Annotated in this window: 23 protein-coding genes and 5 tRNA genes; 12 read left to right on the top strand and 16 right to left on the bottom strand. The window is 71.4% G+C overall.

Features of this window, described 5'->3' with window-relative positions; all coding sequences use genetic code 11:
* Positions 1–111: 111 nt before the first annotated feature.
* The 3 genes from ispF to AB0J55_RS39795 are packed head-to-tail and all read right to left on the bottom strand — an operon-like array spanning position 112 to position 1,732.
* Positions 112–579 carry a 2-C-methyl-D-erythritol 2,4-cyclodiphosphate synthase gene (gene ispF, locus AB0J55_RS39805; RefSeq protein ID WP_364261171.1) on the bottom strand — a complete coding sequence of 156 codons (468 nt, stop codon included), beginning with the start codon at positions 577–579 and terminating at the stop codon, positions 112–114.
* Positions 576–1,190 carry a 2-C-methyl-D-erythritol 4-phosphate cytidylyltransferase gene (locus tag AB0J55_RS39800; protein ID WP_364261168.1) on the bottom strand — a complete coding sequence of 205 codons (615 nt, stop codon included), beginning with the start codon at positions 1,188–1,190 and terminating at the stop codon, positions 576–578. The genes ispF and AB0J55_RS39800 overlap by 4 nt, the downstream gene beginning before the upstream one ends.
* Positions 1,191–1,240: 50 nt before the next feature.
* Entirely contained in the window at positions 1,241–1,732 is a 492-nt protein-coding gene (locus tag AB0J55_RS39795) for a CarD family transcriptional regulator (protein WP_004559016.1), read from the bottom strand.
* A 286-nt stretch (positions 1,733–2,018) separates the two neighbouring features.
* Here AB0J55_RS39795 and AB0J55_RS39790 point away from each other — a divergent pair, with 286 nt between their 5' ends.
* Positions 2,019–2,732: a hypothetical protein gene (locus tag AB0J55_RS39790; RefSeq protein WP_364261165.1), complete on the top strand. Its 714-nt coding sequence runs from the start codon at positions 2,019–2,021 to the stop codon at positions 2,730–2,732.
* Between the two features lie 39 nt (positions 2,733–2,771).
* On the top strand, positions 2,772–4,130 hold the full coding sequence (radA, locus tag AB0J55_RS39785) for a DNA repair protein RadA (RefSeq protein ID WP_364261162.1): 1,359 nt from the start codon (positions 2,772–2,774) through the stop codon (positions 4,128–4,130).
* On the opposite strand, the gene AB0J55_RS39780 is transcribed toward radA, so the two are convergent.
* From AB0J55_RS39780 to AB0J55_RS39745, 8 genes are all read right to left on the bottom strand, one after another.
* Positions 4,131–5,204 (bottom strand): hypothetical protein, encoded by a 1,074-nt coding sequence (locus AB0J55_RS39780; RefSeq protein WP_364261159.1) that lies wholly within the window; start codon positions 5,202–5,204, stop codon positions 4,131–4,133. It abuts the gene before it with no gap.
* On the bottom strand, positions 5,197–5,790 hold the full coding sequence (locus AB0J55_RS39775; RefSeq protein ID WP_364261156.1) for a sigma-70 family RNA polymerase sigma factor: 594 nt from the start codon (positions 5,788–5,790) through the stop codon (positions 5,197–5,199). The genes AB0J55_RS39780 and AB0J55_RS39775 overlap by 8 nt, the downstream gene beginning before the upstream one ends.
* A 47-nt stretch (positions 5,791–5,837) precedes the next feature.
* Positions 5,838–7,103: an alpha/beta hydrolase gene (locus tag AB0J55_RS39770; RefSeq protein WP_364261193.1), complete on the bottom strand. Its 1,266-nt coding sequence runs from the start codon at positions 7,101–7,103 to the stop codon at positions 5,838–5,840.
* Between the two features lie 48 nt (positions 7,104–7,151).
* Entirely contained in the window at positions 7,152–7,718 is a 567-nt protein-coding gene (locus tag AB0J55_RS39765; RefSeq protein ID WP_364261153.1) for a helix-turn-helix domain-containing protein, read from the bottom strand.
* 93 nt (positions 7,719–7,811) lie between these two features.
* Positions 7,812–8,339: a hypothetical protein gene (locus tag AB0J55_RS39760; RefSeq protein WP_364261150.1), complete on the bottom strand. Its 528-nt coding sequence runs from the start codon at positions 8,337–8,339 to the stop codon at positions 7,812–7,814.
* Between the two features lie 88 nt (positions 8,340–8,427).
* Positions 8,428–10,962 carry a trehalose-phosphatase gene (gene otsB / locus AB0J55_RS39755; RefSeq protein ID WP_364261147.1) on the bottom strand — a complete coding sequence of 845 codons (2,535 nt, stop codon included), beginning with the start codon at positions 10,960–10,962 and terminating at the stop codon, positions 8,428–8,430.
* Positions 10,963–10,998: 36 nt separating this feature from the next.
* Positions 10,999–12,432, bottom strand: a complete 1,434-nt coding sequence (locus AB0J55_RS39750; RefSeq protein WP_364261144.1) for a trehalose-6-phosphate synthase — start codon at positions 12,430–12,432, stop codon at positions 10,999–11,001.
* Between the two features lie 81 nt (positions 12,433–12,513).
* On the bottom strand, positions 12,514–14,013 hold the full coding sequence (locus tag AB0J55_RS39745) for a threonine/serine exporter family protein (protein WP_364261141.1): 1,500 nt from the start codon (positions 14,011–14,013) through the stop codon (positions 12,514–12,516).
* A 179-nt stretch (positions 14,014–14,192) separates the two neighbouring features.
* Here AB0J55_RS39745 and AB0J55_RS39740 point away from each other — a divergent pair.
* Both AB0J55_RS39740 and AB0J55_RS39735 read left to right on the top strand, forming a co-directional pair.
* Positions 14,193–14,265, top strand: a tRNA-Thr gene (locus tag AB0J55_RS39740).
* Between the two features lie 148 nt (positions 14,266–14,413).
* On the top strand, positions 14,414–14,857 hold the full coding sequence (locus AB0J55_RS39735) for a hypothetical protein (protein ID WP_364261138.1): 444 nt from the start codon (positions 14,414–14,416) through the stop codon (positions 14,855–14,857).
* A gap of 65 nt (positions 14,858–14,922) precedes the next feature.
* Here AB0J55_RS39735 and AB0J55_RS39730 read toward each other — a convergent pair whose 3' ends face one another.
* The 3 genes from AB0J55_RS39730 to AB0J55_RS39720 all read right to left on the bottom strand — a co-directional run bounded on the left by AB0J55_RS39730 (position 14,923) and on the right by AB0J55_RS39720 (position 18,233).
* Positions 14,923–16,137, bottom strand: a complete 1,215-nt coding sequence (locus tag AB0J55_RS39730) for an Ig-like domain-containing protein (RefSeq protein ID WP_364261135.1) — start codon at positions 16,135–16,137, stop codon at positions 14,923–14,925.
* Between the two features lie 89 nt (positions 16,138–16,226).
* Positions 16,227–17,159, bottom strand: a complete 933-nt coding sequence (locus AB0J55_RS39725; RefSeq protein ID WP_364261132.1) for a hypothetical protein — start codon at positions 17,157–17,159, stop codon at positions 16,227–16,229.
* 12 nt (positions 17,160–17,171) lie between these two features.
* On the bottom strand, positions 17,172–18,233 hold the full coding sequence (locus AB0J55_RS39720; protein ID WP_364261129.1) for a hypothetical protein: 1,062 nt from the start codon (positions 18,231–18,233) through the stop codon (positions 17,172–17,174).
* 280 nt (positions 18,234–18,513) lie between these two features.
* Between AB0J55_RS39720 and AB0J55_RS39715 the strand changes: the two genes are divergently transcribed.
* From AB0J55_RS39715 to AB0J55_RS39685, 7 genes are all read left to right on the top strand, one after another.
* Positions 18,514–18,582, top strand: a tRNA-Trp gene (locus AB0J55_RS39715).
* A gap of 52 nt (positions 18,583–18,634) precedes the next feature.
* Positions 18,635–18,711, top strand: a tRNA-Arg gene (locus AB0J55_RS39710).
* Between the two features lie 33 nt (positions 18,712–18,744).
* Positions 18,745–18,816, top strand: a tRNA-Glu gene (locus AB0J55_RS39705).
* Positions 18,817–19,044: 228 nt separating this feature from the next.
* Positions 19,045–19,117, top strand: a tRNA-Cys gene (locus tag AB0J55_RS39700).
* 68 nt (positions 19,118–19,185) lie between these two features.
* Positions 19,186–20,052 (top strand): alpha/beta hydrolase, encoded by an 867-nt coding sequence (locus tag AB0J55_RS39695; RefSeq protein WP_364261126.1) that lies wholly within the window; start codon positions 19,186–19,188, stop codon positions 20,050–20,052.
* A 110-nt stretch (positions 20,053–20,162) separates the two neighbouring features.
* Positions 20,163–21,560, top strand: a complete 1,398-nt coding sequence (locus AB0J55_RS39690) for an MFS transporter (RefSeq protein ID WP_364261123.1) — start codon at positions 20,163–20,165, stop codon at positions 21,558–21,560.
* Between the two features lie 14 nt (positions 21,561–21,574).
* Positions 21,575–22,201 (top strand): TetR/AcrR family transcriptional regulator, encoded by a 627-nt coding sequence (locus AB0J55_RS39685; protein ID WP_364261120.1) that lies wholly within the window; start codon positions 21,575–21,577, stop codon positions 22,199–22,201.
* A 15-nt stretch (positions 22,202–22,216) separates the two neighbouring features.
* Here the strand turns inward: AB0J55_RS39685 and AB0J55_RS39680 are convergent, their stop codons facing one another.
* A complete protein-coding gene (locus AB0J55_RS39680; protein WP_364261117.1) occupies positions 22,217–22,381 on the bottom strand; it encodes a hypothetical protein in 165 nt (54 codons plus the stop codon).
* Positions 22,382–22,708: 327 nt separating this feature from the next.
* Positions 22,709–24,907 carry a helix-turn-helix domain-containing protein gene (locus AB0J55_RS39675; protein ID WP_364261114.1) on the bottom strand — a complete coding sequence of 733 codons (2,199 nt, stop codon included), beginning with the start codon at positions 24,905–24,907 and terminating at the stop codon, positions 22,709–22,711.
* Positions 24,908–25,267: 360 nt separating this feature from the next.
* Here AB0J55_RS39675 and AB0J55_RS39670 point away from each other — a divergent pair, with 360 nt between their 5' ends.
* Positions 25,268–26,281, top strand: a complete 1,014-nt coding sequence (locus tag AB0J55_RS39670) for a hypothetical protein (protein ID WP_364261111.1) — start codon at positions 25,268–25,270, stop codon at positions 26,279–26,281.
* Positions 26,282–26,307: the final 26 nt, after the last annotated feature.

Genomic DNA, 26,307 nt, shown 5'->3' with positions numbered 1-26,307 from the left:
GTGGCCGGGGACGCCGCTTTCCTGCGGGCCGACGCTGGTGATCCCGGCGGCTCACACCTGCCGCCGGCCTGTCCGCATCACGGCCGGGCTGTGGACAACCAGCTCTGACGCCTATTCCGCCGCGAGCAGCAGCGCCGTCGCGAAGGCCGCGATGCCCTCGCCGCGGCCCGTCAGCCCCAAGCCGTCCGACGTCGTCCCGGACACGCTGACCGGGCCGCCCACCGCCTCCGACAGGACCTTCTGCGCCTCGTCGCGCCGCTTGCCGACCCTCGGTGCGTTGCCCACGATCTGGACCGTCGCGTTGCCGACCCGCCAGCCCGCCGCCTCGATCAGGCCCCGGACCTCGGCCAGCATGTCGGTGCCGTGGGCGCCGTCCATCCGGGGGTCGCCGGTGCCGAACACCGCGCCCAGGTCGCCGAGGCCCGCCGCCGACAGGAGGGCGTCGCACAGGGCGTGCGCTGCGACGTCGCCGTCGGAGTGGCCCGCGCAGCCGTCGGCGTCCGGCCAGTGCAGGCCCGCCATCCAGCACTCGCGGCCCGGTTCGATCGGGTGGACGTCCACCCCGTTGCCGATCCTCACAGCGTCTCCTCGTTCTTCGGTGCCGCCGCGATCGCCTCGGCCAGGGACAGTTCGAAAGCGCTCGTGACGCGCATCGCGTCCGGGTGACCCTCGACCGTCGCCGCGCCGGCGGGGGCGAGGTCCGGCCGGAACGCCGCGAGCGCGTAGCCCACCGGCGTCTGCAGGGTGCGCAGCCGCGACCGGTCCTCCGTGCCGACGATCAGCGAATCCGCATCGGTCACCTTCACCGTGTCGGCCATCGGCAGCACCGGGACGACGACCGGAGCGCCGTCACGGACCGCACCGATCACGTCACGGACCGTTTGCGCAGGAATGAAGGCACGCAGCGCGTCGTGGAGGAGTACAACTGAGTCACGGGAAAGATCGGGCTCGACGGCGGCGAAGGCCTGCCGGAGCGAGCCGGGGACGACCCGGCAGCCGAGGCCGCCGACCGCCTCGGAAAACGACGACGCACACCGCTGGGGGGCCGCCACGAGCACCAGATCGATCTCCGGTACGTCGAGCAGCCCCCGCACGGTGTGCGTGAGCAGTGCCTCACCATGGACCGGCGTGAGAGCTGACTCCCCGTCGGAGGCATGATGTGCGACGGTGACGATCGCGACGACGTTCATCGGTACGCGATCGTAGAGGCACCCGCCCTCCCGTCGGGCGGGGTCCGGTCTCAGACCGTCGCGGTTTCCAGAACTTCGTCGAGGAGGACCTCAGCCTTGTCCTCGTCGGTGCCCTCCGCGAGCGCGAGCTCGCTGACCAGAATTTGCCGCGCCTTCGCCAGCATGCGCTTCTCACCGGCTGAAAGTCCGCGGTCCTTCTCTCGCCGCCAGAGGTCGCGCACCACTTCGGCCACCTTGTTCACATCGCCGGAGGCGAGCTTCTCGAGGTTGGCCTTGTACCGACGAGACCAGTTGGTGGGCTCCTCGGTGTGCGGAGCACGCAGAACGTCGAAGACCTTGTCCAGTCCTTCTTGCCCGACGACATCGCGGACGCCGACGATCTCGGCGTTGTCTGCGGGCACGCGAACCGTGAGATCCCCTTGCGCGACCTTGAGGACGAGGTACTTCTTTTCCTCGCCCTTGATCACGCGGGTCTCGATGGCTTCGATGAGTGCGGCACCGTGGTGCGGGTAGACGACGGTCTCTCCGACCTTGAAAACCATGTGTCCTCTGCCCCTTTCGCTGACTCCATCCTAGCACGGGCCGCCAGTGCCCACCTAGCGGGCCGGACTCGTCCTCGCAGGTCAGCGGCCTGGCCGGGGGTTGACAAACGTCGGACCCCCGTGCTCACGCAGGTAGCGGGGAAGCGTTTCGTCACAGGCTGGGAATTCCTTTGTGGACGGTTGATCTTGGTCGCCGGGCCCCGGCAACGCACACCCGTTCCGCGGCGGAGATCGACCCCGGCTAGTCTTCGGGGCGACGAGGCCGTGAAAAGGGAAGGACTGCGACGTGAGGCTGCAGAATCGTCGCGTGCTCGGTGCGGGCGTGCTGGCGCTCGGTGCCGCGCTCGCGCTCGCCGGGTGCGGGGCAGGCCAGATCACCCAGACCTCGACGCAGCAGGCCGCGGTCAACGGGACGCACGCCCAGGTCAAGAACATCGACCTGCGCAACGCCGCGGTCCAGTACCCGACGTCCGGCCCGGGCTACCCGGCCGGCGCGACCCCCGCGCTGACCCTGACGATCGTGAACCGGGACGCCCGGGACGACTCGCTCGTTTCGGTGACGGTCGAGGGCGGCGGCCAGGCCACCATCAGCGGCTCGAAGACCGTCGTCGCGGCGCACTCGCTGGTCATCGGCCCGGACGACGCGGTCGAGTCCACCAACGAGGTGCAGCCCACGTCCTCGGGCGCGCCGACCTCGTCGTCGAGCGCCCCGGCGTCTTCGGGTGCTCCGACGTCTTCGGGCACCCCCACCGGCAGCAGCTCGGCCACGAACAGCCCGGGCAACAACCTCACCGCGACGGCCACCTCCGAGGTCCCGTCGTCCGGCCCGGCCGCGACGCCGACCGCGCCCGAGAAGGTCGGCCAGGCCACCGTGACGCTGCCCGCGCTGAAGCAGCCGCTCTGGCCCGGCCAGGTCATCAAGGTCACGTTCGTCTTCCAGAACGCCGGCCCGGTCACCGTCGAGCTGCCGGTCGCGGCGCCGGCGCACGTCAAGGAGTAGGTCCCCGGTTTTGTCGGTGGTCGCCGATAGCCTCGCGGGGTGAAGAAGGGGACCACCTACCGCTGCGGCAGCTGCGGGTACGAAGCGGCCAAATGGCTCGGCCGGTGTCCGGAGTGCCAGGAATGGGGCTCGTTCGAGGAGCGCGGGGCGCCGGCCAGGCCGGCCATCCAGCGCGTCGCGGCCGGGGCACCGAGCGCGCCCGCGAGGCCGATCGCCGAGGTCGACGTCGAAGCGGCGCGCGCCCGCCGCACCGGCGTTTCCGAGCTCGACCGGGTGCTGGGCGGCGGCCTGGTGCCGGGGGCGGTGGTGCTGCTCGCCGGTGAACCGGGGGTCGGCAAGTCGACCCTGCTGCTCGAGGTCGCCTACCAGTGGGCGAAGACGGCCGACCGGTCCCTGTACGTCACGGGCGAGGAGTCCGCGGGCCAGGTCCGGTTGCGTGCGGAGCGCACGGGCAACGTCCACGACCGGATGTACCTGGCCGCCGAGAGCGACCTGTCGGCCATCCTCGGCCACGTCGACGACGTCAAACCGGGGATGCTGATCGTCGACTCGGTGCAGACCATGGCGTCCCCGCAGGTCGACGGCTCACCCGGCGGTGTGACGCAGGTCCGGGCGGTGACGTCCGGGCTGGTCGCGCTGGCCAAGGAACGCGGGCTGCCGGTGGTGCTGGTGGGGCACGTCACGAAGGACGGCTCGGTGGCCGGCCCGCGCGTGCTGGAGCACCTGGTGGACGTCGTGCTGCAGTTCGAGGGCGACAAGCACTCGACGCTGCGGATGCTCCGCGGCATCAAGAACCGGTTCGGCGCGTCCGACGAGATCGGCTGCTTCGAGCTGCAGGAAGAAGGCATCGTCGGGGTGCCGGACCCGTCGGGGTTGTTCATGAGCCGCACGGCCGAGCCGGTGTCCGGCACGGCGATCACGGTGTCGATGGAGGGCAAGCGGCCGCTGCTGGGCGAGGTCCAGGCGCTGGTGTCGGCGACGGCGGCCCCGCAGCCGCGGCGCGCGGTCAGCGGCCTCGACTCCGCGCGGGTGGCGATGGTCCTGGCGGTGCTGGAGAAGCGCGGCGGGCTGAAGCTCGGCGACAAGGACGTCTACGCGGCCACCGTCGGCGGCATGAAGATCACCGAGCCGGGCATCGACCTGGCGCTGGTACTGGCCCTGACGTCGAGCTTCGAAGACGTCGCCCTGTCACCGCGGCTGGTCTCGGTGGGTGAGGTCGGGCTCGCGGGCGAGATCCGGCGCGTGCCGAGCGTGGGCCGCCGCCTGGCGGAGGCGGCCCGGCTCGGGTTCACGCACGCGCTGGTGCCGCCGGACTCCGGCAAGCCGCCCGCCGGGATCCGGGTGCTGGAGGTGGCGAACGTCGCGGACGCGCTGAACGCGGCCGGTCACGCCCGCTGATCACCCCGAGGTCCGCGTGATGGCGTAGGAGTACTGCGTGTTCGGCGGGCCGGGCCGCTGCGGGGAGACGGGGAAGTTCGTCGTCGTGGTGTTCGGCACGGCCACCGAGCTCGGCGGCGGCTGGGGCGTGGTCTGCGGCACCCCCTTGTTGCGGATGATGATCGGCGTCGGTGCGCTGTCCGCGGCCAGGAGCCGGGCCGTCGCCGGGTCGAGGAACAGCCGCTGTCCGGTGTCCTTGGCCACGTAGACGGCGGCGGGCTGCTGGTCCGGCGTCGTTTCGTGGGGCGCGACGTAGATGCCGGGGATGCTCGCGAGGGCGTCGCGCAGCGCGAACCGGACGTCCGGCCGGAGCAGGCCGGTCTCCAGCGCGCTGCGGACCATGCCGAGCACCTCCGTGGCGGTGCGCACCCGGCTGTTCGCCGGGCTGTTCATGTCCAAGCTGTCCGAGGCCAGCCGCTGGGCCAGCTCTTGCCGGTCGGGGACGAGCGAATCGATGAACGTGGCGTCCGGCGTCAGCCAGACCAGGTACTGCTGTTTGGGGAACACACCGCCCGGGCCGTACTCGTCGAGGGGCAGGGGCAGCGGGTCGACGGCCCGGCCGTCGGACCAGCGCGGATCGGTGGTCAGCGTCGTGCGCCGGTGCCACACGCCCGTGGGGTCGGCCGGGATCCACAGCTCGATCCGCCGCAGGACCTTGGTCGCGAACCGCGGTGTGATGTACGTCGACCAGTCGCGCATCTCCGTGTAGTGGAACTCGCCGGGCACGAGCGGGCGGTCGAGGTCGGGGAGCGTGGCGGCCGGCCGGGCCGGCTCCGGCGTGTCCGGCGTCCGCAGGGCGGCGGCGACGCCGAGGCCGCCGACCAGGGTCACGACCGCCGCGGCCACGGCGAGCCACCGCCACGCCCCGGACCGGCGCGGCCCGGCGGGCGGGGCCTCCTCGACGCCGGCCGCTGCGAGCAGGGACGCGCGGGCGAACGCGAGCCCGTCGTCGTCGCCGACGTCGCCGTGCAGGTCGTCGAGGGCCGCGTCGAGTTCGGCTTCGGACCAGATCTTCCGGACGTTGTCTTCACGCAAGGTCCTGCACCTCCTCTTGGGCCGGGGCGTTCGTCCTGAGCCAGCGTCTGATCCGGTGCAACCGGGACCGGACGGTACCCGGCGGGATCCCGAGGGCCTCCGCGACCTCGGCCGGCTCCAGCCCGGCCCACGACACGAGCAGCAGCGTGTCGCGGTCGGCCGGGCTGAGCCGGGCCAGCGCGCCGGCCAGCTGGGCCGCGCGCACCTGGGCGTCGACCTGCTCGGCGACCCGGCCGTCGTGCCCGGCGTGGCTCGTCTCGCCGGTGCGCGCCAGCCGGGCCGTGGCCTGCAGCCCGCGCAGTTCCGACCGCACGTGGTGGCGCAGCAGGTTGGTGGCGATGCCGTAGAGCCACGACCGCGCGGTGCCCAGCTCGGGCCGGTAGGTCTCGCGGCGCCGCAACGCGACCAGGAAGGTCTCGGCCACGAGGTCGTTCGCGGGCTCGATGCCGACCCGCCGGGCGAGGTAGCGGCGCAACTGGGCGGCATGGGCGTCGAAGAGCCGGCCGAACGCCGGACCGGGCTCGGGTCCGCCCAGATCCGGGCGGTCGTGCCCCCAGAGCTCCGATCCTTCGTGGATCACCTGCATGCCCCCAGTTGCCCGCAGCCTGCACGAGCGTTCACGGCGAACCTACGTCAGACGGTCAACAGCCCCCAATACAGTGCCCAGGGGACGAACAGGACGCCGCCGGCGAGCAGGACGCCGAGTCGCAGGGACCGACGGCGCCACCACGCCACCGCCGTGCCGATCGTCGCGGCCACCGCGCCCACCGCGAGGAGCTGCAGCGCCAGCCACGGCAGCGGCCGGCCCAGGACCACCGGGCCCAGCGACCTGCCCATGGTCAGCTGGATCAGCACGTCGACGCCCAGGAAGCCGAGCACCGCGAGCAGCCCGGTCGCCGACAGCCAGCGCGCCGGCCGCGCCGCCGGGCCCCGCCGGAACAGCGGGTACCAGGCGAACGCCACCAGCAGCAGCACCAGCACGGCCAGCTGGAGCCACGTCGCCTCGTACCAGCGCAACGGCGTGATCTCGGCGCTCGGCCGGTCCTGGGCCGGCGGTGCGTCGGCGCTCGACACGTCCGGCAGGTGGTTCACCCAGCTGCCGACGAGTTCGAGGTAGCCGGGCGCGTAGCCGGGCAGCTTGTCGAAGCCGTCCGTGGTCCGCCGCAGCTGGTGCTGGGCGTCGGGGAAGACCCGCAGCGTGTGGTGCGCGACGGTCTCCTCGAAGATCCGGAGGGCCTCGCCCGGCGGGGTCAGGACGTCTTTCGCGCCCCACAACCCGAGCACCGGACGGCGCAGGCTCTTCAGCACCGGCACGGGGTCGTAGTACGCCTCCGGGAACACGCCGCCGCCGACGAGCTGGCGCATCATCGTCGACGACGCCATCCCCACGACCGAACCGTCCATCCCCAGGCGCCGCAGCTGGTTCTCGATCGCCCACGCCTGCTGCTGCGCCGGCTTCACGCCGTTGGCCCCGACCGTCACGACGAAAGCGACGTCCGCCGAACGGGAAGCCGCCAGCGGCGCGACCCAGCCGCCTTCGCTCAACCCCCAGACGCCGACCCGCGCCGGGTCGACCTCGGGCCGTTTCCGCAACGCCTCGACCGCGGCCAGCGCGTCGTCCGCGAGCGTCGAGTACGAGCGTTCGAACTGGGAATAGCCTTCGGTGCGCTTGTCGTAGATGAGTGTCGCGATGCCTTGCCGCGCAAAGGCTTCCGCCTGGTCGCGGTAGTCCTCCCGGCTGTGCGCCCCCGAGCCGTGGACCATCACCAGGCCCGGCAGCTTGGTCCCGCCGGGTGGTGCGACGACGGTGCCGTGCAAGGTCACGCCGCCGTTCGTGAACGTCACTTCGCCGTCCGCCGCCGATGCCGGTGGCGCCAGCGCCGTGATCGCCAGGATCACCCCGGCCGGTAGAACCCCTCTTCGCATGGAAATCCCCCTGGTGTCATGTCATTCCCCTGGATCCGGGAACGCGAGCCAGCGCACGAGCACGCGCCGCGCTTCCGGTGACCGGTCGTCCTCGCTTCGCCAGTACCGGCGGAACAGCTCCATGTAGTCGTCCCAGAACTGCTTGAGCTCCTCGGCGGTGAGCCAGGTGCCGCCGCGTGCGTAGAGCAGCGCGTCCGGCCAGTCGCCGGGCAGTTCCTCGCGTGTTTCCGCGAACCGGTTGAGCTTTTCGAGGTCGTCCTCGAACCCCTGCCGCTGCATGTCGTCGAACAGCATCCGGGATTCGGCGCTCTGCTCGCTGCGCCGCGGCCAGCGGATGTCCCGCCGCCGCGTGCGCCACCACCGTTCCTTGCCCCGCGCGAGCTCCGGGGCGTCCTCGACGAAGCCGAACCGCGCCAGTTCCCGCAGGTGGTAGCTGGTCGCGCCGGTGTTCTCGCCCAGTGCTTGAGCGAGCTTCGTGGCCGTGGCCGGCCCGGCCGACAGGACGCCGAGGATCCGGCGGCGCAGCGGGTGCGTGACGGCCTTGAGGGCGTCCGGGTCGAGCTCTTCCGGTGGTGGAGCGCTGGTCATGAGTTCACAGTAGCCGTGCAAAGAAGATTGTGCAAAGAAATCTGTGCAACTCGGCGCAGAGCGGTGCCCGGGTGCCAAGTGTCTGAAGTGGACTTACCAGATCGGGTGGTCGCTGTACTTCCTGAGCGTCTGCACGGACGGCCGCACGTACACCATCCCGGCCAGGAAACCCATGGTGGCGAAGGCGAGCGTCGAGAACGTCGTGAGCAGGTCGGGCGCCTGCAGGTGCGGGGTGTCGCGCCACACCCGGAACACGATCGGCACCGCGAACGAGCCGAGGATCAGGACCAGCGTCAACAGGTAGGTGAACAGCAGCGCGCCGCGCGCCGACGCCGCGCTGGCCACCACGAGGTAGTCGCCGCGGAGGCAGCGGCGGCACGTCAGAACCAGGACCGCGATCGCCAGCACGCCCAGCGGCGGCAGCACCGCCGCGGCCTTGCCCAGCAGCGTGTCCGGGAACGCGTGGCCGTGCACGATGCCCTGCAGGTACGTCGTGAGGCCGAACAGCAGCACCATCCCGGCGATCATGGAGCAGCCGACGACCACCGAGCCCCAGCGCACGCGATCGGCGAACCGCGGGGGCAGCGGCACGAACTCGACCTGTCCGAAAGTCCCCTGCACCCGTCTCACCTCCGAAAGTGCGTGAAGGCCACAGTAAGGGACTCACCGTCCCCCAACGTGGCCTTCACGAACTTTCGGACCGAAAGGGCTAACTGGCCGCCAGCAAGTTGGCGCACCGGATGAGCCCGATGTGGGAATAGGCCTGCGGGTGGTTGCCCAGCGAGCGTTCCGCGATCGGGTCGTACTGCTCCGGCAGCAGGCCGGTCGGGCCGGCCGCCGCGACGATCTGGTCGAACAGCTCCTGCGCCTCGGTGCGCCGCCCGGTGAGCAGGTACGCCTCGATCAGCCAGGCCGCGCAGATGTGGAAGCCGCCTTCGCCGCCGGGCAGGCCGTCGTCGCGGCGGTAACGGTACACAGTGGACCCACTGCGCAGCTCCGCCTCGATCGCCGTCACCGTCTGCTGGAAGCGCTCGTCGGCCGGGTCGATCAGCCCGGTGAGCCCGACGAACAGCGACGCCGCGTCCAGGTCCGTGCCGTCGTAGGCCGTGGTGAACGCCTGGACCTCGTCGTTCCAGCCGTGCGTGAGGACGTCGGTCTTGATCTCCTCGCGCAGGCCGTGCCAGTTGCCCGGGATCTCGCGGCCGTACTGCTCGCCCAGCTTGATCGCGCGGTCGATCGTCACCCAGCACATGACCCGGGAGTAGACCCGGTGGCGCGGCACGTGCCGCTCCTCCCAGATCCCGTGGTCCGGCTCGTTCCAGCGCCGTGTCACGGCTTCCGCCATCGCGCGGACCATCTGCCAGTCCTCGTCGCGCAGCTCGCCGCGCGCCGACGCCAGCGTCTGCACGAGCTCGACGACCGGGCCGAAGACGTCCAGCTGCACCTGGTGGTTCGCCAGGTTGCCGACGCGGACCGGGCGCGAACCGGCATAACCGGGCAGCGACTCGATGACCGCTTCGGCGCCGATGACGCTGCCCGCCAGGGTGTACAGCGGGTGCAGCCGCTCCGGGCCGGCCAGCGTGGCGAGCACGCCGTGCAGCCACCGCAGGTAGCCCTCGGCCTCCTCGATCGAGCCCAGGTGCACGAGCTCCCGCACGGTCATCGCGGCGTCGCGGATCCAGCAGTAGCGGTAGTCCCAGTTGCGGACGCCGCCGATCTCCTCCGGCAGCGACGACGTCGCCGCCGCCAGCACGCCGCCGGTGTCGGTGTTGACCAGGCCGCGCAGCGTCAGCGCCGAGCGCAGCACCAGGTCGGTCTGCACCGTCGGCAGCTGCAGCTTCGACGTCCACTCGCTCCAGTAGCGGCCCGCGCGGTCCCGGCGTTCCACTTCGGACAGTTCGTGCTCGCCGAGGTCCGTGGTGCCGCAGCGCAGTTCGAGCACGACCGGCTGGGTCGGCGTCGGCTGCACGAGCGCGGTCGCGGTGTCGTGCAGGCCGTCGGAGGTGATGGTCCACTCCACGCCCGGCGAGTACAGCACGAACGGCTCCGACGTGCCGAGCACGCGCACGCCGCCTTCGACGATCTCCAGCTTCACCGGCACGCCGCCGAACTCGGGCCGCGGCGCGAACTTGACGCTCGCCGCCGCCTCGCCCGAGATCACGCGCACCAGGTCCGTCCGGTGCGGCGCGCTCTCCGGCTCGAGGTAGTCGGTGACGAGCAGGCGCGACCAGCGCGTCTCGACCGTCATCGTGTTCGGCAGGTAGCGCTGGCCGAGCGGGAGGCCGTTGCGGTGCGGCTTGATGGAGAAGTGGCCCGCGCCCTCGCCGCCGAGCAGGTCGGCGAACACCGCGGGCGCGTCCGGGCCGGGGTGGCACAGCCAGGTCAGCTTGGCGTCCGGGGTCAGCAGCGCGACCGACCGCTCGTTGGCCAGCATCGACAGCCGCTCGATCGGCGGGGCCGACTCGCCGTACAGCCAGTTGCGGCGCTCCTCGAGGAGGAAGCCGAGCACCAGCGCGACGTCCACGGTGTCGGGCACCCGGAACGCGGCGAGCGTCTCGCCGTCGCCGACCTTGATGCCCAGGTCCGGGCCGGACAGCCGGGCGAAGGCCTTCTCGTCGGTGACGTCGTCGCCGAGGAAGATCGCGGCCGTGGCGCCGACCTGGTGGCGGAGGATGTCCAGTGCGCGGCCTTTGTCCGTTTGGACGACCGCCAGCTCGACCACCTCCTTGCCGTCGGTGGTCGACACGCCTTCCCAGGTGGACGGTCCGGAGTGGACGGCGGCGAGCACGCGGCGGCCGGCCTCGTGCTCGGCGCGCCGCACGTGCACCGCGATGCTGGCCGGCTTGACCTCGAGCGACACGCCCGGGACGTCCAGGACGAGTTGCTCGAGCTCCGACTCCAGCCGCCGGTGCAGCTCCCGCGCCTTCTCGTCGAGGGCGTGGATGAAGCCGATGTCGAACTCCGAGCCGTGACTGCCGACGAGGTTCACCTCGGACGGCAGCCGGGAGAGCGTGGCCAGGTCCCGCAGGGCGCGGCCGGAGATGACCGCCGTGGTGGTCTCGTGCAGACCGGCGAGCGATCTGAGGGCCCCGACGGACTCCGGCAGCGGGCGTGCCTCATCGGGGTTGAGGGTGATGGGTGCCAGCGTGCCGTCATAGTCGCAAGCGACCAGCAGGCGCGGCGTGCGGGCGATCTGGACGATCGCACGCCGCAGCTCGGCGGGCAGGGCCTCGGCAGTCAACACTCCTCCTCAGGAGCTCGTGCATGGGTCAGGACTGTGTCAGTCGACCCCTTCGGCACCCAACGCTTGCAGGAACGAGCGCGCCCAACGGTCGACGTCATGGGTGAGGACCTGGCGACGCATGGCGCGCATCCGGCGACGGCCCTCGGCCGGGTCGAGCGTAATGGCAGCCACTAGTGCGTCCTTCACCCCGTCCAGGTCGTGCGGGTTGACGAGGAATGCGCTAGAGAGCTCCGCGGCGGCACCCGCGAACTCGGAAAGCACCAGCGCACCGCCCAGATCGTGCCGGGCGGCGACGTACTCCTTGCAGACCAGGTTCATGCCGTCGCGCAGCGGCGTCACCACCATGACATCGGCAGCGGAGAAGAAACCGGCCAGTTCCGTGCGGTCCACGGACTGGTGGAGGTAGTGCACGACCGGATGGCCGACGCGGGAGAACTCGCCGTTGATCCGGCCGACCATCTGCTCGATCTCGCCGCGCATCCGCTGGTAGTGCTCGACGCGCTCGCGGCTCGGGGTGGCGAGCTGGACGAACGTGACGTCGTCCGGCTGCAGCCTGCCCTCGTGCAGCAGCTCGTGCAGCGCCTGCAGCCGCAGGTCGATGCCCTTGGTGTAGTCCAGCCGGTCGACGCCGAGCAGGACCGTCTTGGGGTTGCCCAGGTCGCGCCGCAGCTGGGCGGCCCGCTCCTGGACGCCCTTCGTGCGGGCCAGGCTGTCCAGCCCGGCGGCGTCGATGGAGATCGGGAAGGCGCCGACCCGGACCGTCCGGTCGCCGACCTGCATGGTGCCCGGCCGCGACCGGACGCCGACCGCGCCGCGCGTCGACTCGAGGCCGATTAGCTGGCGGCACAGCCACAGGAAGTTCTGCGCCCCGCCGGGCCGGTGGAAGCCGACCAGGTCCGCGCCGGTGAGACCGCGGATGATCGCGGCGCGCCACGGCATCTGCATGAACAGCTCGACCGGCGGGAACGGGATGTGCAGGAAGAAGCCGATGCGCAGGTCCGGCCGGAGTTCGCGGAGCATCGCCGGGACCAGCTGGAGCTGGTAGTCCTGGATCCACACCGTCGCGCCCTGGGCGGCGACGTCGGCGCTGGCCTGGGCGAACCGGCGGTTCACCTTGACGTAGCTGTTCCACCACGCGCGGTCGAACACCGGGCGCTCGACGACGTCGTGGTAGAGCGGCCAGAGCGTCGCGTTGGAAAAACCTTCGTAGTAGTCCCGGACTTCGTCGGCGCTCAACGAGACCGGGTGCAGCACGAGGCCGTCGTCGTCGAACTCCTCGACGTCGACGTCCGGGATGCCCGGCCAGCCCACCCAGGCGCCCTTGCGCGACCGCAGGAACGGCTCCAGGGCGGAGACGAGCCCGCCCGGGCTGGCCGTCCAGCGGCGTTCGCCGTCCGTCGTGCGTTCGAGGTCCACCGGCAGCCGGTTCGCCACCACCACGAAATCGGCCTGGTTCCCGTTCTCCGTCACGTCCCTGCTCCTCGCGTCCTGGGTCGCGGCCCCAGAGTGAAACCCTATCGCGTGAGCGATGAACAGTCAGTGACTGCCGGGTTACTCCAAGCTCCGTTCGGTCGGTTCGAGCGGACCAGCCATGCGTGGCCCGGCGAACCGGCGCTCCAGCCGGCCCAGGCCGGTGCGCACCGGCTGGGCCAGCCATTCCCCGAGTACCACGCCCGCTGCCAGGGCAAGCCCGATTGCGACCGCCGTCATGAGCGTCGAGATGTTCCCGCTCGGCTCGACCCCGATTTGGTATAGACCACGGTAGGTGGAAAGGCCTGGAAGCAGCGGAGTGATCCCGGACACGGCTACGACCAGTGGAGTAACACCGAGCCGCCGCGCGAGCACGCCACCGCAGAACCCGACCAGCGTCGCGGCCACCGCGGACGAGCTGACGCCGTCCAGCTCGGCCAGCATGAGCGAGCCGTAGACGGCGGCGCCGATGCCACCCGCGGCCGCCGCGACCAGCATGGCGCGCATCTTCGAGTAGCTCGCGAGCGCGAAGCACGCGGAGGCGCCGGCCCCGCCGAGCACGACGAGCGGCAGCTGCTGCGGCGTCGAGCCGGTCACCTCGGGCAGCGGGGTGCGCGGCAGGCCGAGCATGACGGCGATCCGCAGGGCGAGCACCACCCCGGCGATCAGGCCCGCCGACATCAGCGCGGTCTCCATGGTGCGGCCGGCGGCGGTGACGTTGTAGCCGGTGATGGCGTCCTGCACCGCCGAGACGGTGGAGAGCCCGGACAGCAGCACGGTGACCGCGGCCGCGACGACCAGCGTCGGCTTGTCGGTGGTCAGGATGTTGCTGCTCACGATGGCCATCGCCGACAGGGTGGCGATCAGGCCGCCGATCACCTGCTGGAAGAAGAACGGCAGCCCGTAGCGGTTCACGACCCGGCCGACCCGGTCGATGACGCCGCTGATGGCGAAGGCGACGAGCGCGATGTCGAAGCCGCCGCCGAGCAGGATGGTGACGAACGCGGCGACCCCGCCCCAGGACAGCGTCGCGACCCAGCGCGGGTACGGGTGCGGCGCGGAGGTGATCCGCTCGAGCTCGGTCTGCGCCTGCTCGGCCCCCATGTGCCCGCGCACGATCCGGCGGACGAGCTTCTCGGTCTCGGTCAGCCGCGTGTAGTCGAGGCTCCGGCTCCGCACGACCCGCAGCGCGGTGATCGGCGTCAGGTCGGTGCCGCGGTGGCAGGTGACGGTGATCGACGTGAAGATGACGTCGACCTCGCAGTGCGGCAGCCCGAGCGCCCCGGCGATGGCGATGATGGTCGCGGTGACGTCGGACGCGCCGGCGCCGCTGGCCATCTGGACCTCCCCGATGCGCAGGGAGAGGTCGAGCACGAAGTTGACGGTGGCCTCGTCGGGCAGCTGCGGCCCCATGGCCTCGGCGGCGTCGACGGCGGGAAACTCCCCGGTGGGCGCTTCGAGAACGTGCCACGGCCGGCTCTTGAGCAGGTTCGGGCGGTGGACCCGGGGTCGTTGCGCGGGGGGTTCGAGAAGGGGCCATCTGGTCGCCCGGCCCCCGTTGGTGCGCTCGCTGATCTTCATGATCCATCCACCTCCTCGCTCGTTCCCTCGGACCATCGACGGCTACCCACGGGCCGTTGCACGGATCATGGAGTGGCCTTCACCACGTCCCTCCATAGTGGCCTGGAGCTGGGGACCATGCCTCCCGAGCGGATCATGGACGGCGGCTCGGTACACTGTGCCCGGCGTCTCGGCGCCAGGCCGGTATAGCTCAGCTGGTAGAGCATCTGTCTTGTAAACAGAAGGTCAGGGGTTCGAGCCCCCTTGCCGGCTCCTTCGGGCGAGCCCCTGAACGGGGGCTTCAGCCGTGACGGCGTGACAGCCGAGCTGGGCGTTTCGACGAGGTTCGAAAGGCCCGCCGGAAGCATGATCACCTCGAAATACTCCGCGGGTCCTGAACACCGACCCCTTGGGGGGGATCATGAAACGAACGCTGTCGATCCTGTTCGTCGTCTTCGCGGGCCTGCTGTCGTCGGTGGCTGTCGCCGATGCCGCGCCTGCCCATCCCGTCACGATCTACGCCCCGGTGGGGGTGTCGTCCGGTGACTCGGTCCAGGCCCTGTCGTGCTCTTCCGGGAACCTCTGCGTGTGGCCGGTCGCCGACGGCAGCCGGAACCGCTGCAGCTGGAGCAATGCGGACAACGACTGGCGGGGCGGCTCGACGGTCTGTTCCTGGTCGGCCAGTCCGGTGATGGCCTCGTACAACCACGGGACCAGCAGCAGCTACGCCGGGGTCTGCATGTACACGGTGGCGAACTACGGGGGCAACGTCGCCTACTTCCTCTACCAGGGGCAGTCGGCGTCGGGCTTCCCGGGCGTGGTGATCCGCTCCCACAAGTGGGTCACGACCGACACGTGCTTCTGACCGGCTGAAACGCGAATGCGGCGGGTGCCCGGAGTGGGCACCCGCCGCATTCGTTCGGCTCGCTGTCAGCCGTGCAGGGCGCTGCCGGCCTGCCAGGCGGTCCAGCTGATGGCCCAGTCGCCGTGGCCGTTGTTGATGGCCAGCTGGGGGCCGCCCGAGTTGGTGACCTCGACGACGTCGCCGACGTTGAACGTGTCGAAGAACCACTTGGCGTTCTCGGTGTTCATGTTGAGGCAGCCGTTGGAGACGTTGTCCCGGCCCTGCACGCCGACCGTCTTCAGGTTCTCGTGCAGGTACTCGCCGTCGCCGGAGATGCGGACGTTCCAGTTTTCCGGCGCGCTGTAGTAGCCGGGGTCGCCTTCGCAGACGCCGTAGGTGCAGGAGTCCATGATCTTGTGCTCTTCCTTCCCCAGCACGGTGTGCGTGCCGTTGAAGGTCGGCGTCGGGCCGCGTGGCGGGGTGTCGGCCGTCTTGCCCATGCTGATCGGCGCGGTCTTCACCAGCTCCCCGTTGTGGTACGCCTTGATCTGGTGGGTCTTGCCGTCCGCCTTGGCGATCCAGGAGTCGTGCACCTTGTAGGTGGCCGAGACGTCCTGGCCGCCGTACACGCCGCCCCCGATCGGCATGCCGAAGGTGGTGGTCTCGAGCCGCACGGTCGAGCCGGCCTTCCAGTAGTCCTTGGGCCGGTAGTGCACCTCGCGCTTGCCGACCCAGTACCAGCCGCCGTCCTGGGCGGGCGAGGACGTCACCTTGAAGGACTTCTCGACGGTGGCCTTGTCGGCGATGTCGTGGTCGAACTTCAGCCCGATGACCAACCCGACGCCGAAGTCGCCGGAGGCGGCCTGGAAGAGCGCGGGGGTGGCGACCGCGGCCGGCTTGACGGTGTGCACCTCCCCGCGCTGCTCGGTGGCGGCGCCCGCCTGGTTCACGGCGGTGGCGGCGACCTGGTAGGTGGCCCCGTACCGGAGGTGGTCCTGGCTGGTCCACGTCGTCTTGTCCGGCGAAAGCTCGCCCTTGACGGCGTTGCCGGTCTGCGGGTTCGTGACGGTGACCGCCTGCAGGGTCCCACCGGACGCCCGGACGACGATCGGGTCCTTGGGACTCAGCTGGTCCCCGCCCTCGAACGCCACGGTGGCGGCCGGTACGCCGGGTACCGAGGCGGTCCCGGCCACGTTCACCCCGGCGACGCCGGCTGCTTGCGCGGTGCCGACGGTCTCGCTCTGTCCACTACAGGCGGCCAGCAGGAGGGCGGCCAAGCCGAGCCCGGCGATGCGGATCACTCTCACGATCCATCAGACGTGCGACTCGGTCCGGAGTTGTGTAACGATCCGATCTCTCGGGAGCCGACTCGGCCGCGACCCGGTGACGGCTACTTGACCCAGATCCGGAGGACGGCGGCGACGAACGCCACCAGGATGCCGGTGGTCAGCGCTCCGGTGGCCAGGGAGCGCAGTCGCCGAACGGCTCGTTCCCGGGGAGATCGGGTGCGGTACCTGCTCGCCGGGGTGAAGTCGGCATCGCGGATCGGCGCGTTGTTCGCGACGTCGGTGATCAGCTCGGCCAGGTATGCGGCGACGATCGGGCGGCGCCGGGGGTCATGCGGGCTCTGCGCGAACCACAGCAACACCTCGCCGAGGGTCGTGGCTGTGCCGACGGGCCGGCCGCTCAGGTGAGCGATGTCCCGGGTCAGCGCCCATGCGACCCCTGCTGTCGTGCGTTGCCGGTGCCGGGGGTTGCGCAGCAGGAGCTGGAAAATCCGGTCTCGCCCGAGCCGACCTCGCGGATCCAGCGGATCCAGGTGGGTGAACGACTCGATCGCGAGTTGGGTGGCGTCCGGCGACGGGGCCGGACACGATGCGCGGACCAGCCGGGCGCAGCGGACGGACGACGCGAGCAAGCGGGAGCGAACGGACAACGAACGCACTCCGTACGCGGCGGCGAGCAGACCGAAGTACGTGAACGTCAGGACGAAGTAGTTGACCGGGCGGAGCGGGCTGGTGGAAATCTGCGCCCGGTCGAGGACGAACGTCGCGCACAACGCGACGGCCGATGCGGAAAAGACCCAGGTCGTGCCCTGGCGCCACAGCGCCGTGGTCGCCGCTCTGACGGCGGTGGGCGGGACCCCGATCGTCTCCAGGTAGACGGACTCGGTGAACCGTGGCGGGAAAGCCAGCAGCGTGACCGCGACCGCAGGGCGGCCGCCGAGCAGGATGGCGGCGGCGGTGAATTCGGGCCAGCGTCCGATCCACCGGGCGCGACCTCGATCGGATCCCCTCCGATGCGGAGAGCCGGCTGCCTTCATGACGAAAGGGCCTCAACCCCCGTGGCCGAGGAGGCCCAGCAGGTCCCGCGGCAGGTCCGGCGAATCGTGCGGCCGCTCCGTTCCCTCGGTGGTCGTCTCGGTTCCGATGATCGTGTTCAGCATCGTCTCCACCTGCTCCGTGCTGAACCTCCGGGCCTTCGCCTGCGGCGTCACGTGCAGCGCGTCGGCGATCTTCTGTGCGTACACGTCCGGCTTGTTGCCGTCCGCTGCCGGGGCGTACGCCTCCATCACCTCGAGCAGGGTCGGGTCGTCGCCCAGGTTCGGGTTGTGGAACAGCTGGAACCGGAGGTTCTCGCGAGCCGCCTTCCGGCCCGTTTCGGCGTCCGGGAAGATCAGGAACAGGCGCTCGTCGTGGCCGATCGAGCCCGACAACGGCTCGTCGCGGCGCAGGGCGCCGGGGTTGTTCGTGCGCCAGGCCAACGTGCCGTCGAAACGCACCGTCGACTCGTACACGATGAACTGCTTGCCGGCGAGGGTGATCGCGTCGCCGGCGCGGAGCTTGAGGTTCTTGTTCAGCTTGATGATCTCGATCAGGCCCGCGTGGTCGAGCCGCCCGGCGGCGAGCAGCGAGTCCTCCAGCCTGCGGCCGTCCGTGTGCTCCATGCCGTTCAGGTAGCGGGCGGCCTCCGCCCAGTCGTGCCGCCACACGTGGAACCGGACCGTGCCGATGATCGCGGCCCGCCGGTCGGCCGCGACCACCGCGTCGACCACCGCCGTCGCGCCGTGGTGCCGGGCGCCTTCGGTCAGGTTCGCCAGCTGAGCCGGGTTCAACGACCGCACCAGCGCCGTCAGGTTGTCCTTCGCGTCCGAGTTCACCAGCTGCCACGCCGCGCGCGCCCAGTCGCCGTCCTTCACGTACTGCTTGAACTGGGCTTCGTCCTCCTTGCCCGCGCGCTGGACCGACAACAGCCCGCTGACCGCCTGGTTGCCGGCGTGCCGCTGCAGGGCCTGGATGCGCCGGACGACCGGGGCGCCCTCGTGCCCGCCCGCCCGGTCGCCCCGCGGTGCGCGGACCGGCTGCGTGCGCCGATCCCGCCGGACTGGGCCCGTCATGGCGCCACTGTACCAGTCCGAATTGTTTCGATAAATGCGTTGACCCGGCTCGCTTGCTGCGTGATGATGGCCGTACACAAAACACCGGGAGCGATCATGATGCACACGTCGAACGCGGAGGCACGGCACACCGCCGAAGCCGTCGTGTGTGCCTGCTGCCTGCGGTGGCACCACCTTCCCGGCTCTCCACCATGACCTGAGTGCTCGTCATGGCACGGGAGCCGCCCTTCGGGAAACCGATCCGGGCGGCTTTCTCTTTTCTTGTGCTCGCAATTCTTTTATCGGCGTGCTTCGGAAGCGGCGCGGTCTCCAAAACCGCGGCCCGAGGGTTCGACTCCTTCCGCCGGTGCTGTTTTTCCCTGCGCTCGTCTCGGCCGCAACAGTGCGGGCGACGCGGGTGCGCCCCCGTAGCTCAGTGGACGCCGGCTGCGGCTTCCGGAGCCGCAGGCCGCAGGTTCGACTCCTGTCGGGGGCACCAGCCGGCGCGCCGAGGGGGCGGGCCGGCTCCGGCGGCGCGTTGGTCCAGCGGTACGGATCCCCGGTTCTCACCCGGGAGACCCGGGTTCGACTCCCGGACGCGCTACCGGGGAGACGCGCCGGAGCGCGGGCGATCCTTGCACGATCGCCTCGGTGGGTTCGACACCCACGTCTTCCACCGTGGCCGATGCCGAAGGAGACGAGGCCCCGGGCTGTGGCCCCGGGCGAAGCCGGTGCGAGTCCGGCCGGCCACTCACGCGCGCGGTTCGGCAACCCGCGGGGCCTCATGAACCCCGCCGACGTGGATCGACACCACGGCGCGCGACGGCACCACCGACCCGTGTCATGACGGTCATGAGGCGGCCTGCAAAGCCGCCGGTACCGGGTTCGACTCCCGGGCGGGTCTCCGAGCGGCGAAAACTGTCGGACCCCCGGTCTAGCCTCTGGAACAGGCCTGAACCGGGGGAGGAAACCCATGACCACCACGCACACGCTCGAAACACCCGAAGCCGACATCGTCTACGACGTCCACGGCCCGTCGCCCGCCGAAAGCCCGCGGCCACCGCTGCTCATGGTGGGGCAGCCGATGACCGCCGAGGGCTTCGGCACCCTGGCGTCGCACTTCCCCGACCGCACCGTCGTCACCTACGACCCGCGCGGGCTCGGCCGCAGCGTCCGCAAGGACGGGCGTGAAGACCACGTCCCCGCGGTCCAGGCGGAGGACCTGCACGCCGTGATCCAGGCGCTCGGAGCCGGCCCGGTCGACGTGTTCGGCAGCAGCGGCGGCGCGGTCGCCGCGCTCGCCCTGGTCACGGCTCATCCCGGTGACGTTCGCACCCTCGTCGCCCACGAGCCGCCGCTCATCCGATCGCTGCCCGACGCCGCCGCGGCCGAGCGCGCCTCCCAGGCCATGCGGGACGCCTACCAGGCCAAGGGGTTCGGAGCCGGGATGGCGGCGTTCATGGCGCTGGGGTCGTGGCGCGGCGAGTTCACCGAGGACTACTTCGCGCTCCCGCCGGCCGATCCGGCCCAGGCCGGCCTGCCCACCGAGGACGACGGCCGTCGCGACGACCCGCTGTTGTCCGAGCGCTCCCTGGGCGTCACCGCCTACGAGCCCGACGTCGAGGCGCTGGCTGCGGCGCCGGCGCGCATCGTCGTCGCGGTGGGCGCGGAGTCCCGTGACGTCTTCACCGGCCGGGCCGCGATCGGGACAGCCGCCCTGCTCGGCCAGGAGGCGACCGTCTTCCCGAGCCATCACGGCGGCTTCCTCGGCGGCGAGTTCGGCTACGCCGGCGAGCCCGAGGCCTTCGCCAAGAAGCTGCGGGAGGTCCTCGAAGCCTGAACCGACACCTTTCCAGCGACCGGCGGACTCAATCAAACATCTGGTTGACAGAGTTGTCCGCCTGATTGACCATGGCTGGGTCACGGTCGCTGCGGGAAGGGGAGAACGTCGTGGGCAAACACGCGCTCAGGTGGTGGGCACTGGCGGTCACGGTGCTCGCCGTGCTGGTGGACATGATCGACAACCAGATCGTGGCGGTGGCCCTGCCGACCATCCGGCGTGAGCTCGGTGCCGGCGACGCCGCGCTGCAGTGGATTTCGGCGGGCTACGCGCTGGGGTTCGCGCTCACCCTGATCACCGGAGGACGGCTGGGCGACCGCCACGGGACGAAGAAGCTGTTCGTGGCGGGCATGCTCGTGTTCACCGGCGCCTCGCTGGCGGCCGGCCTGGCCGGGCACGTCGGCGTGCTGATCGCCGCGCGGGTGGTTCAGGGCGTCGGGTCGGGCCTGATGGTGCCGCAGGTCCTGTCGTTCATCCACGCGGAGTTCGACGAGCGGGAGCGGCCGAAGGCGATGACGTGGTACGCAGGCGCCTTTCCCCTCGGCGGGCTCGCCGGGCCACTGCTGGGCGGCGCGCTGACCGAGGCCGACCTGTTCGGCACCGGCTGGCGGGCGATCTTCCTGGTCAACCTGCCCGTCGGGGTGCTCGCGCTGGCTGGCGCCTTCGCCACCATGCCGGGCGGCCCAGGGTTGATTCGGCGACGCACGGATCCGGTCGGGCTCGCGCTGCTGACGGCCGCGCTGTTCGCGGTGTTCTACCCGCTGGTGCAGGGGCGCGAGCTGGGCTGGCCGGCGTGGTCGATCGGGCTGGCGGCCGCCGCGCTCCCGCTGTTCGCGGGGTTCGCGTGGCACCAGCGGCGGGAGTTCCGCCGCGGTGGCGAGCCGCTGGTCCCGCCGGACCTGCTGCGGCACCTCGCCGGCAGCCAGGCGGTGCTGCTGTGCGTCGGGACCGGCGTCGGCGTGTTCTTCGTCCTGACCTTGCACCTGCAGCTCGGGCTCGGGTTTTCGCCGTGGGAGGCGGCGTTGACGTTCACGCCGTCGACGTTCGGCATCGTCGCGGGCAATGTCCTGGGCATGCGCCTCGCCCCGAAGCTCGGGCGAGCGTTCACGTCCGGCGCCATCACGGTCTTGCTGGCCGGTCTGGTGGCGGTCGCGGTCCTGGTGGTGCAGCTGGATTCCGCCCTGACCGGGTGGGCGCTGCTGGTGCCGGTGATCGCCGTCGGGCTCGGGTTGGGCGCGGTGCTGAACGCGTTGTTCGGCGTGGCGATGGCGGGGGTGCGGCCGGAGCAGGCCGGCGCGGCGTCCGGTGTCGTGAACACCACCGTCCAGCTCGGCACGGCGGCGGGGATCGCGTTGTCCGGCACGGTCTTCTTCGCCCGGCTGGCCGAAGGTTCGGCGGCCGCGACGGCGAGTGCCCTCGCGGTCAGTGCCGGGGTGCTCGTGCTGGCCCTCGCCGTGACGGCCGCCTTGCCTCAACCTTCTGTTCCACAGAGTCAAGCGGTTGGTTGACGTATAGTCGCGGCGTGACCGCATCGAAGCCGCGCCGTTCACCGAAGCCTCAAGAGCGGCAACGGGATCCGGAGCGTACCCGTCGGCTGATCCTGGAGGCGGCGGGCGCGGAGTTCGCGGCGAACGGGTACGCCGGGGCGCGGATCGCGGCGATCGCGGCGCGGGCGGGGGTCAACCAGCAGCTGATCTCGTACTACTTCGACGGCAAGGAAGGCCTGTACCGGGCGATGTCGGAAGGCTGGGGGGAGCGGCAGAACGAGCTGCTGGCCCCCGGCCTGCCGCTGTCCGAACAGGTGCGGCGGTTCGCCCTGGAGACCCTTGCCGGCCGCGACGGCGTCCGGCTGCTGGCGTGGTCCGGCCTGGAGTACGACGGCCCGGACAGCGACCCCGACCACGGGCCGCGCGCCCAGCGCCTGGCCGGGACCGTGGACCACATCTCGGCGCTGAAGGCCGAAGGCCGCCTGCCGGACTGGGTCGATCCGCAGTGCCTGACGGTGCTGCTGATGGCGGCGGCGATGGCCCCGGTGACCCTGCCGCACGTGGTGGACGGGCTGACCGGCGAAGATTCGCCCGATTTCGTCCGGCGGTACGCCGACCAGCTGGCCAGGCTGGTCGAGCACCTGGGGCCGGAAAAGCACTGACGGCCGGGTGCGCGCTCAGTGCGTGACGGGCTCCGAGGTGGACACCGCCGGGCCCGCGCCGGTGCCGGGCGTGGTGGCGGACTCGGACGGGCCGGCCAGGGCCAGCCCGGCGACCAGCGCGAGTGCGACGATGAACAGGGCCGTGCGGAAGAGGGCGGAAACGGAACAGACGACCATCATGGCAGGCTCCTGGCGATTTTCCCGGTGACACCGGGAGAGTGATTCCGCTGTTTCGCGGAATTGCGGACTGATTCCATGATGTGCCAGGGAGCAACCGGCTACAAGGCGTTTCCCGTTGCCGGAAACGGCTTCCGGCCAGGAAACCCCGGAAACCCCGGCGGCCGGCCGGGGTGCCGGGTCTGCGGAGCTCAGTGCGTTGTCATGACGGCGACCTCACCACGAATTCGGGCTTCTGCGGCCTTGATCGCCGCGACGGCGGCCTTCGCTACCACCCGAACCAGCGTGGCGGGGAAGTGTCCTGTTTTTGGCCGGTTTCCTCCGGCCGCATCACTCCGTGAACGCCGGCCGGTTCCGGTATTCGGCCTCGCCGAGGACGGCGGGGTTGAGCGTGACCCGGTACGCCGCCGCGTCCGCCCACCAGCGCTCCGCCGTCTCCCGGTCGCCGCGGCCGGCCGCCGTGTTGCCCAGGCCCGTCAGCGCCCGGGCCCGTTCGTACTCGCTGCCCGCGTCGTCGGCCACCTCGGCCGCGCGGTGGTAGCAGCGCTCGGCGTCGTCCAGCTCGCCGGCGCGGAAGTGCACCCAGGCTTCGCAGTTGTCCGACATCGCCCGGTCGACCGGTGCCTGGGCGAGCCCGCTCGCCTCCCGGGCGGCGACCAGGGCCTCGGGGAACCGGCCGAGGGCCGTCGCCGCGAGGGCGATCCCGCGCAGCGCGATCATCACGTTCCGGGTGCGCCCGGTCCGGCGGTAGACGGCCAGCACCGTCGTGAGGTCGGTCAGGGCCGCCTCGGCTTCGTCGCGGTACAGGCGGGCCCACGCCAGGCTGGACAGCGCGTCGATCGCGCCGCGGTCGTCGCTGGCCAGCGCGAACTGCTCCTGGGCCTGCTGGTGGAAGGTGATGGCTTCGGCGACGCGGCCCGACTCCAGGTACGCCATGCCGAGGTTGTTGAGGATCATGCCCGTCGCGCTCGGGTCGCCGGCCGCGCGCGCCGCCTCGAGCGCGCACTCGTGCGTGCGGATCCACGGCTCGAACAGCTTCTCGCGGAAGAAGAACGCGCGGAGCACGAACGCCAGCTGCCAGCTGCGGCCGGGCAGGCCGTGCCGGGCCGCGGTGGCGACGACGTCGGCGAGCGCCGGCCACTGGGCGCCCAGCCAGGCGAGCGCGCCGGCCGCGTCCGAGAAGGGCAGGCCGGCCGGGACCGGCAGGCCGGTGGCCGGGCGGAACCGGTCGGGTTCGGCGAGCTCGTCGGCCGCCAGCGTCATCGCGACGAGGTGGTCGACGAGCCGGCGCACGGCGGCTTCCCGGTCCGGCGGTTCGACCTGCGGGAGGGCGTGCCTCGCCGCGAAGGTGCGCATCAGGTCGTGGAGTTCGACGTACCCGCGCTCGTCGCGGACGACCAGGTGCGCGTCGTGCAGCCGGTCCACCAGGCGGTCCGCTTCGCCGGGGGCGAGCCCGGCGAGCGCCTCGACCGTGCCGGTTTCCGCGGCGGCCGCGGGGTGGAGGGCGAGCAGGCCCAGCAGCCGCCGCTGGTCCGGCGGCAGCGCCTCGTACGAGACGGCGAACGCGGTCGCGACACTCCGCTCGTCGTCCTCCAGCGCGCCGAGGCGAGTGGTTTCGTCGGCCAGCCGGTCGCGCAGCCGCGCCGCGGTCCAGCCGCCCGCGATGAACCGGGCGGCCACGATGCGCACGGCGAGGGGCAGCTGCCCGCAGTACCGGACGATCTCGGTCGCCACGGCTTCATCGGCCGGCGCGTGCTTCCCGGCGACGGACCGGAGCAGGTGCACGGCGTCGTCGAGCGGCAGCACCCCGACCGGGAAGTGCCAGGCGTCGTCGAGGGCGGGCAGCCGGCCCCGGCTGGTCACCAGGATCCGGGACGACGTCTCGCCGCCGGTGATGGCCCGGATCTGCTCGGCGGACCGGACGTTGTCGAGCACGAGGATCATCCGGCGCCCGCGCAGCTGGTCCCGGGCCAGGTTGGCCAGGCCGTCCTCGTCGGCGGGGAGCTGCCCGGCCGGGACGTCCAGCAGCCGCAGCAGCCGGTGCAGGGCCTCGCCGGGCGAAAGCTCGGCGGCGCCGGGGGTGTGGCCCCGGAGGTCGAAGAACAGGCAGCCGTCGGGGAAGGAGCCCGCGACCTGCCGGGCGGCGGCCACGGCCAGCGCCGTCTTGCCGGCCCCCGCCATCCCGTGCACCACCCCGACGCGGGCGTCGTCCGGACCGAGGAGCAGCGCGGAAAGGGCTTCGAGTTCGGTTTCGCGGCCGACGAAGTACCGGCCGCTGTCCGGCAGCCCGGCGATGCCGCCGGCGTTCCGGCGCGCGGGGAATGCGGATTCCGTGACCAGGGCGAGCAGTTCTCCGCCGGCCTTCAGCGCGTCGTCGCAGGCCTTGGCGAGGTCCCGGTTCACCCGGACCTTGCCGTTCTCGACCTTGCTCAGGTAGCCCTTGGTGAAATGGACGGACGCGGCGAGGCCCGTCAGTGACATGCCGGCCGATGCTCGGCGACGCTTCAATTCCGCTCCAAAGTCCGGCATGGGTCGATCATCCTGTATTGGGTGGGCGGTGGGAAGGCCGGCGGCCCGGGCCCGCCGGCCTGCTCCTGGTCAGCCCAGCAGGGAGACGAGCTGGCCGAGCACGATGACGAGGTGCGTGTGCATCGCATCCATCCTTTCCGATCACCCCGCCGCCGTTTCCGTCCGGCGGGTTCCTTGGTTGCCGGAGGAATCCGGCGACGCAAGCGTGACCCGGCGATTTCCGCGAAAACAGACGTTTCCCGTTGCCTCCCAATAGGAAACGCGCACGCTCGCCGCGGCCTGCGCTGTTTCACGGATCCGGAAACAGGCGGAAACCGCCCACAGCTGTCGTGGACGGCGGGCGAAGCTGAGTAGACTCCCGTGGCATCGACCAAGACGGAGGTGGGCGGCTTGGCTCAGGAGGCGGCCGACGCGAAGATCAACGCTCTCTCAGCGGAGCTGAAACTGCTTCGCAAAGGGCTGGGCATCCAAGCGAAGAACCTGCCCGCAATCGCCGGGGAACGGCTGCGTGAAGTGTGCGGCGTCCGCGAGGAGGACAACGCCGGAACGGTTCGCGCCAAGGTCGTCGACACGCTTCGCCGGCTGATCGAAAAACTGCCGGGAGCGCAGCGGGAAACGGCGCGGATCGTGCTCGGATTCGGCACCGGCGCGAACGAGCGCTACACCCAGCGCCTCGAACGGCTGGGTTCGGGAGCCGACCGCAACGTGCGCACGATGCAGCGTCGCGCCGACGACGTGATCTACCTGCTCGCCGAAGCCGCGTACGGGGCGCCGTCGCCCTTCGGCGGTGTCCCGTCGATCGGCCAGGACGGCCCGTGGCACACCTCGGACCTCGCGGTCAGCCTGACCCTGACCGGGGCCGCCGCCGAGGTGTTCGAGACCCGCAAGGTGGTCAGCCACGTCGCCGGGCTCGCCGAGATCGAGCACGCGATCTCCCTCGCCCGGCCGGCCAGCACCACGAGCCCGCCGGACCTGTCCGGGCTCGGCATCGACGTCGTCGCCGGCGGCGAGGTGCACTCCGTGCGGCTGGTCAGCTCCAGCCGTGTCGCGTTCACCCTCGTGCCGCCGCAGCCGCTGGACGCCGGTGACCAGCACGAGTTCTTCTTCCGCATCCGGCTGGCCGAGCTGCCGGCGCCGTTCTACTGCTGCACGCCGGAGTTCCCGTGCGAGAGCTTCGAGCTCAACATCCGGTTCGACCGGCGCGAGCCGCCGCAGCGCGTCTGGCGCATCGACGGCGACCTCTCGAAGGACGCCCAGGACCCGCTGCCGGCGCGCAAACCGCTGTTCCTCGACAACGCGGGCGAAGTGCACACCGGGTTCCGCGACCTGCGGCCCGCGCGGTCGTACGGCGTGGGCTGGCAGCCGTCCCCCTGAGCTGCCAGCCCTCGTCACTTCTCGGT

This window comes from Amycolatopsis sp. NPDC049688 (assembly GCF_040674975.1).
GTDB lineage: Bacteria > Actinomycetota > Actinomycetes > Mycobacteriales > Pseudonocardiaceae > Amycolatopsis.
The sequence above is the reverse complement of the archived record's forward strand: the minus strand, read 5'-3'. Positions and strand labels throughout refer to the sequence as shown.

What these genes read in the sequence shown, in the direction of transcription:
- AB0J55_RS39800 (WP_364261168.1), bottom strand. Translation starts at nt 1,190, where the DNA reads ATGAACGTCGTCGCGATCGTCACCGTCGCACATCATGCCTCCGACGGG.
- AB0J55_RS39795 (WP_004559016.1), bottom strand. Translation starts at nt 1,732, where the DNA reads ATGGTTTTCAAGGTCGGAGAGACCGTCGTCTACCCGCACCACGGTGCC.
- AB0J55_RS39775 (WP_364261156.1), bottom strand. Translation starts at nt 5,790, where the DNA reads ATGCAGGTGATCCACGAAGGATCGGAGCTCTGGGGGCACGACCGCCCG.
- AB0J55_RS39765 (WP_364261153.1), bottom strand. Translation starts at nt 7,718, where the DNA reads ATGACCAGCGCTCCACCACCGGAAGAGCTCGACCCGGACGCCCTCAAG.
- AB0J55_RS39745 (WP_364261141.1), bottom strand. Translation starts at nt 14,013, where the DNA reads ATGAAGATCAGCGAGCGCACCAACGGGGGCCGGGCGACCAGATGGCCC.
- AB0J55_RS39735 (WP_364261138.1), top strand. Translation starts at nt 14,414, where the DNA reads ATGAAACGAACGCTGTCGATCCTGTTCGTCGTCTTCGCGGGCCTGCTG.
- AB0J55_RS39725 (WP_364261132.1), bottom strand. Translation starts at nt 17,159, where the DNA reads ATGAAGGCAGCCGGCTCTCCGCATCGGAGGGGATCCGATCGAGGTCGC.
- AB0J55_RS39720 (WP_364261129.1), bottom strand. Translation starts at nt 18,233, where the DNA reads ATGACGGGCCCAGTCCGGCGGGATCGGCGCACGCAGCCGGTCCGCGCA.
- AB0J55_RS39695 (WP_364261126.1), top strand. Translation starts at nt 19,186, where the DNA reads ATGACCACCACGCACACGCTCGAAACACCCGAAGCCGACATCGTCTAC.
- AB0J55_RS39680 (WP_364261117.1), bottom strand. Translation starts at nt 22,381, where the DNA reads ATGATGGTCGTCTGTTCCGTTTCCGCCCTCTTCCGCACGGCCCTGTTC.
- AB0J55_RS39675 (WP_364261114.1), bottom strand. Translation starts at nt 24,907, where the DNA reads ATGCCGGACTTTGGAGCGGAATTGAAGCGTCGCCGAGCATCGGCCGGC.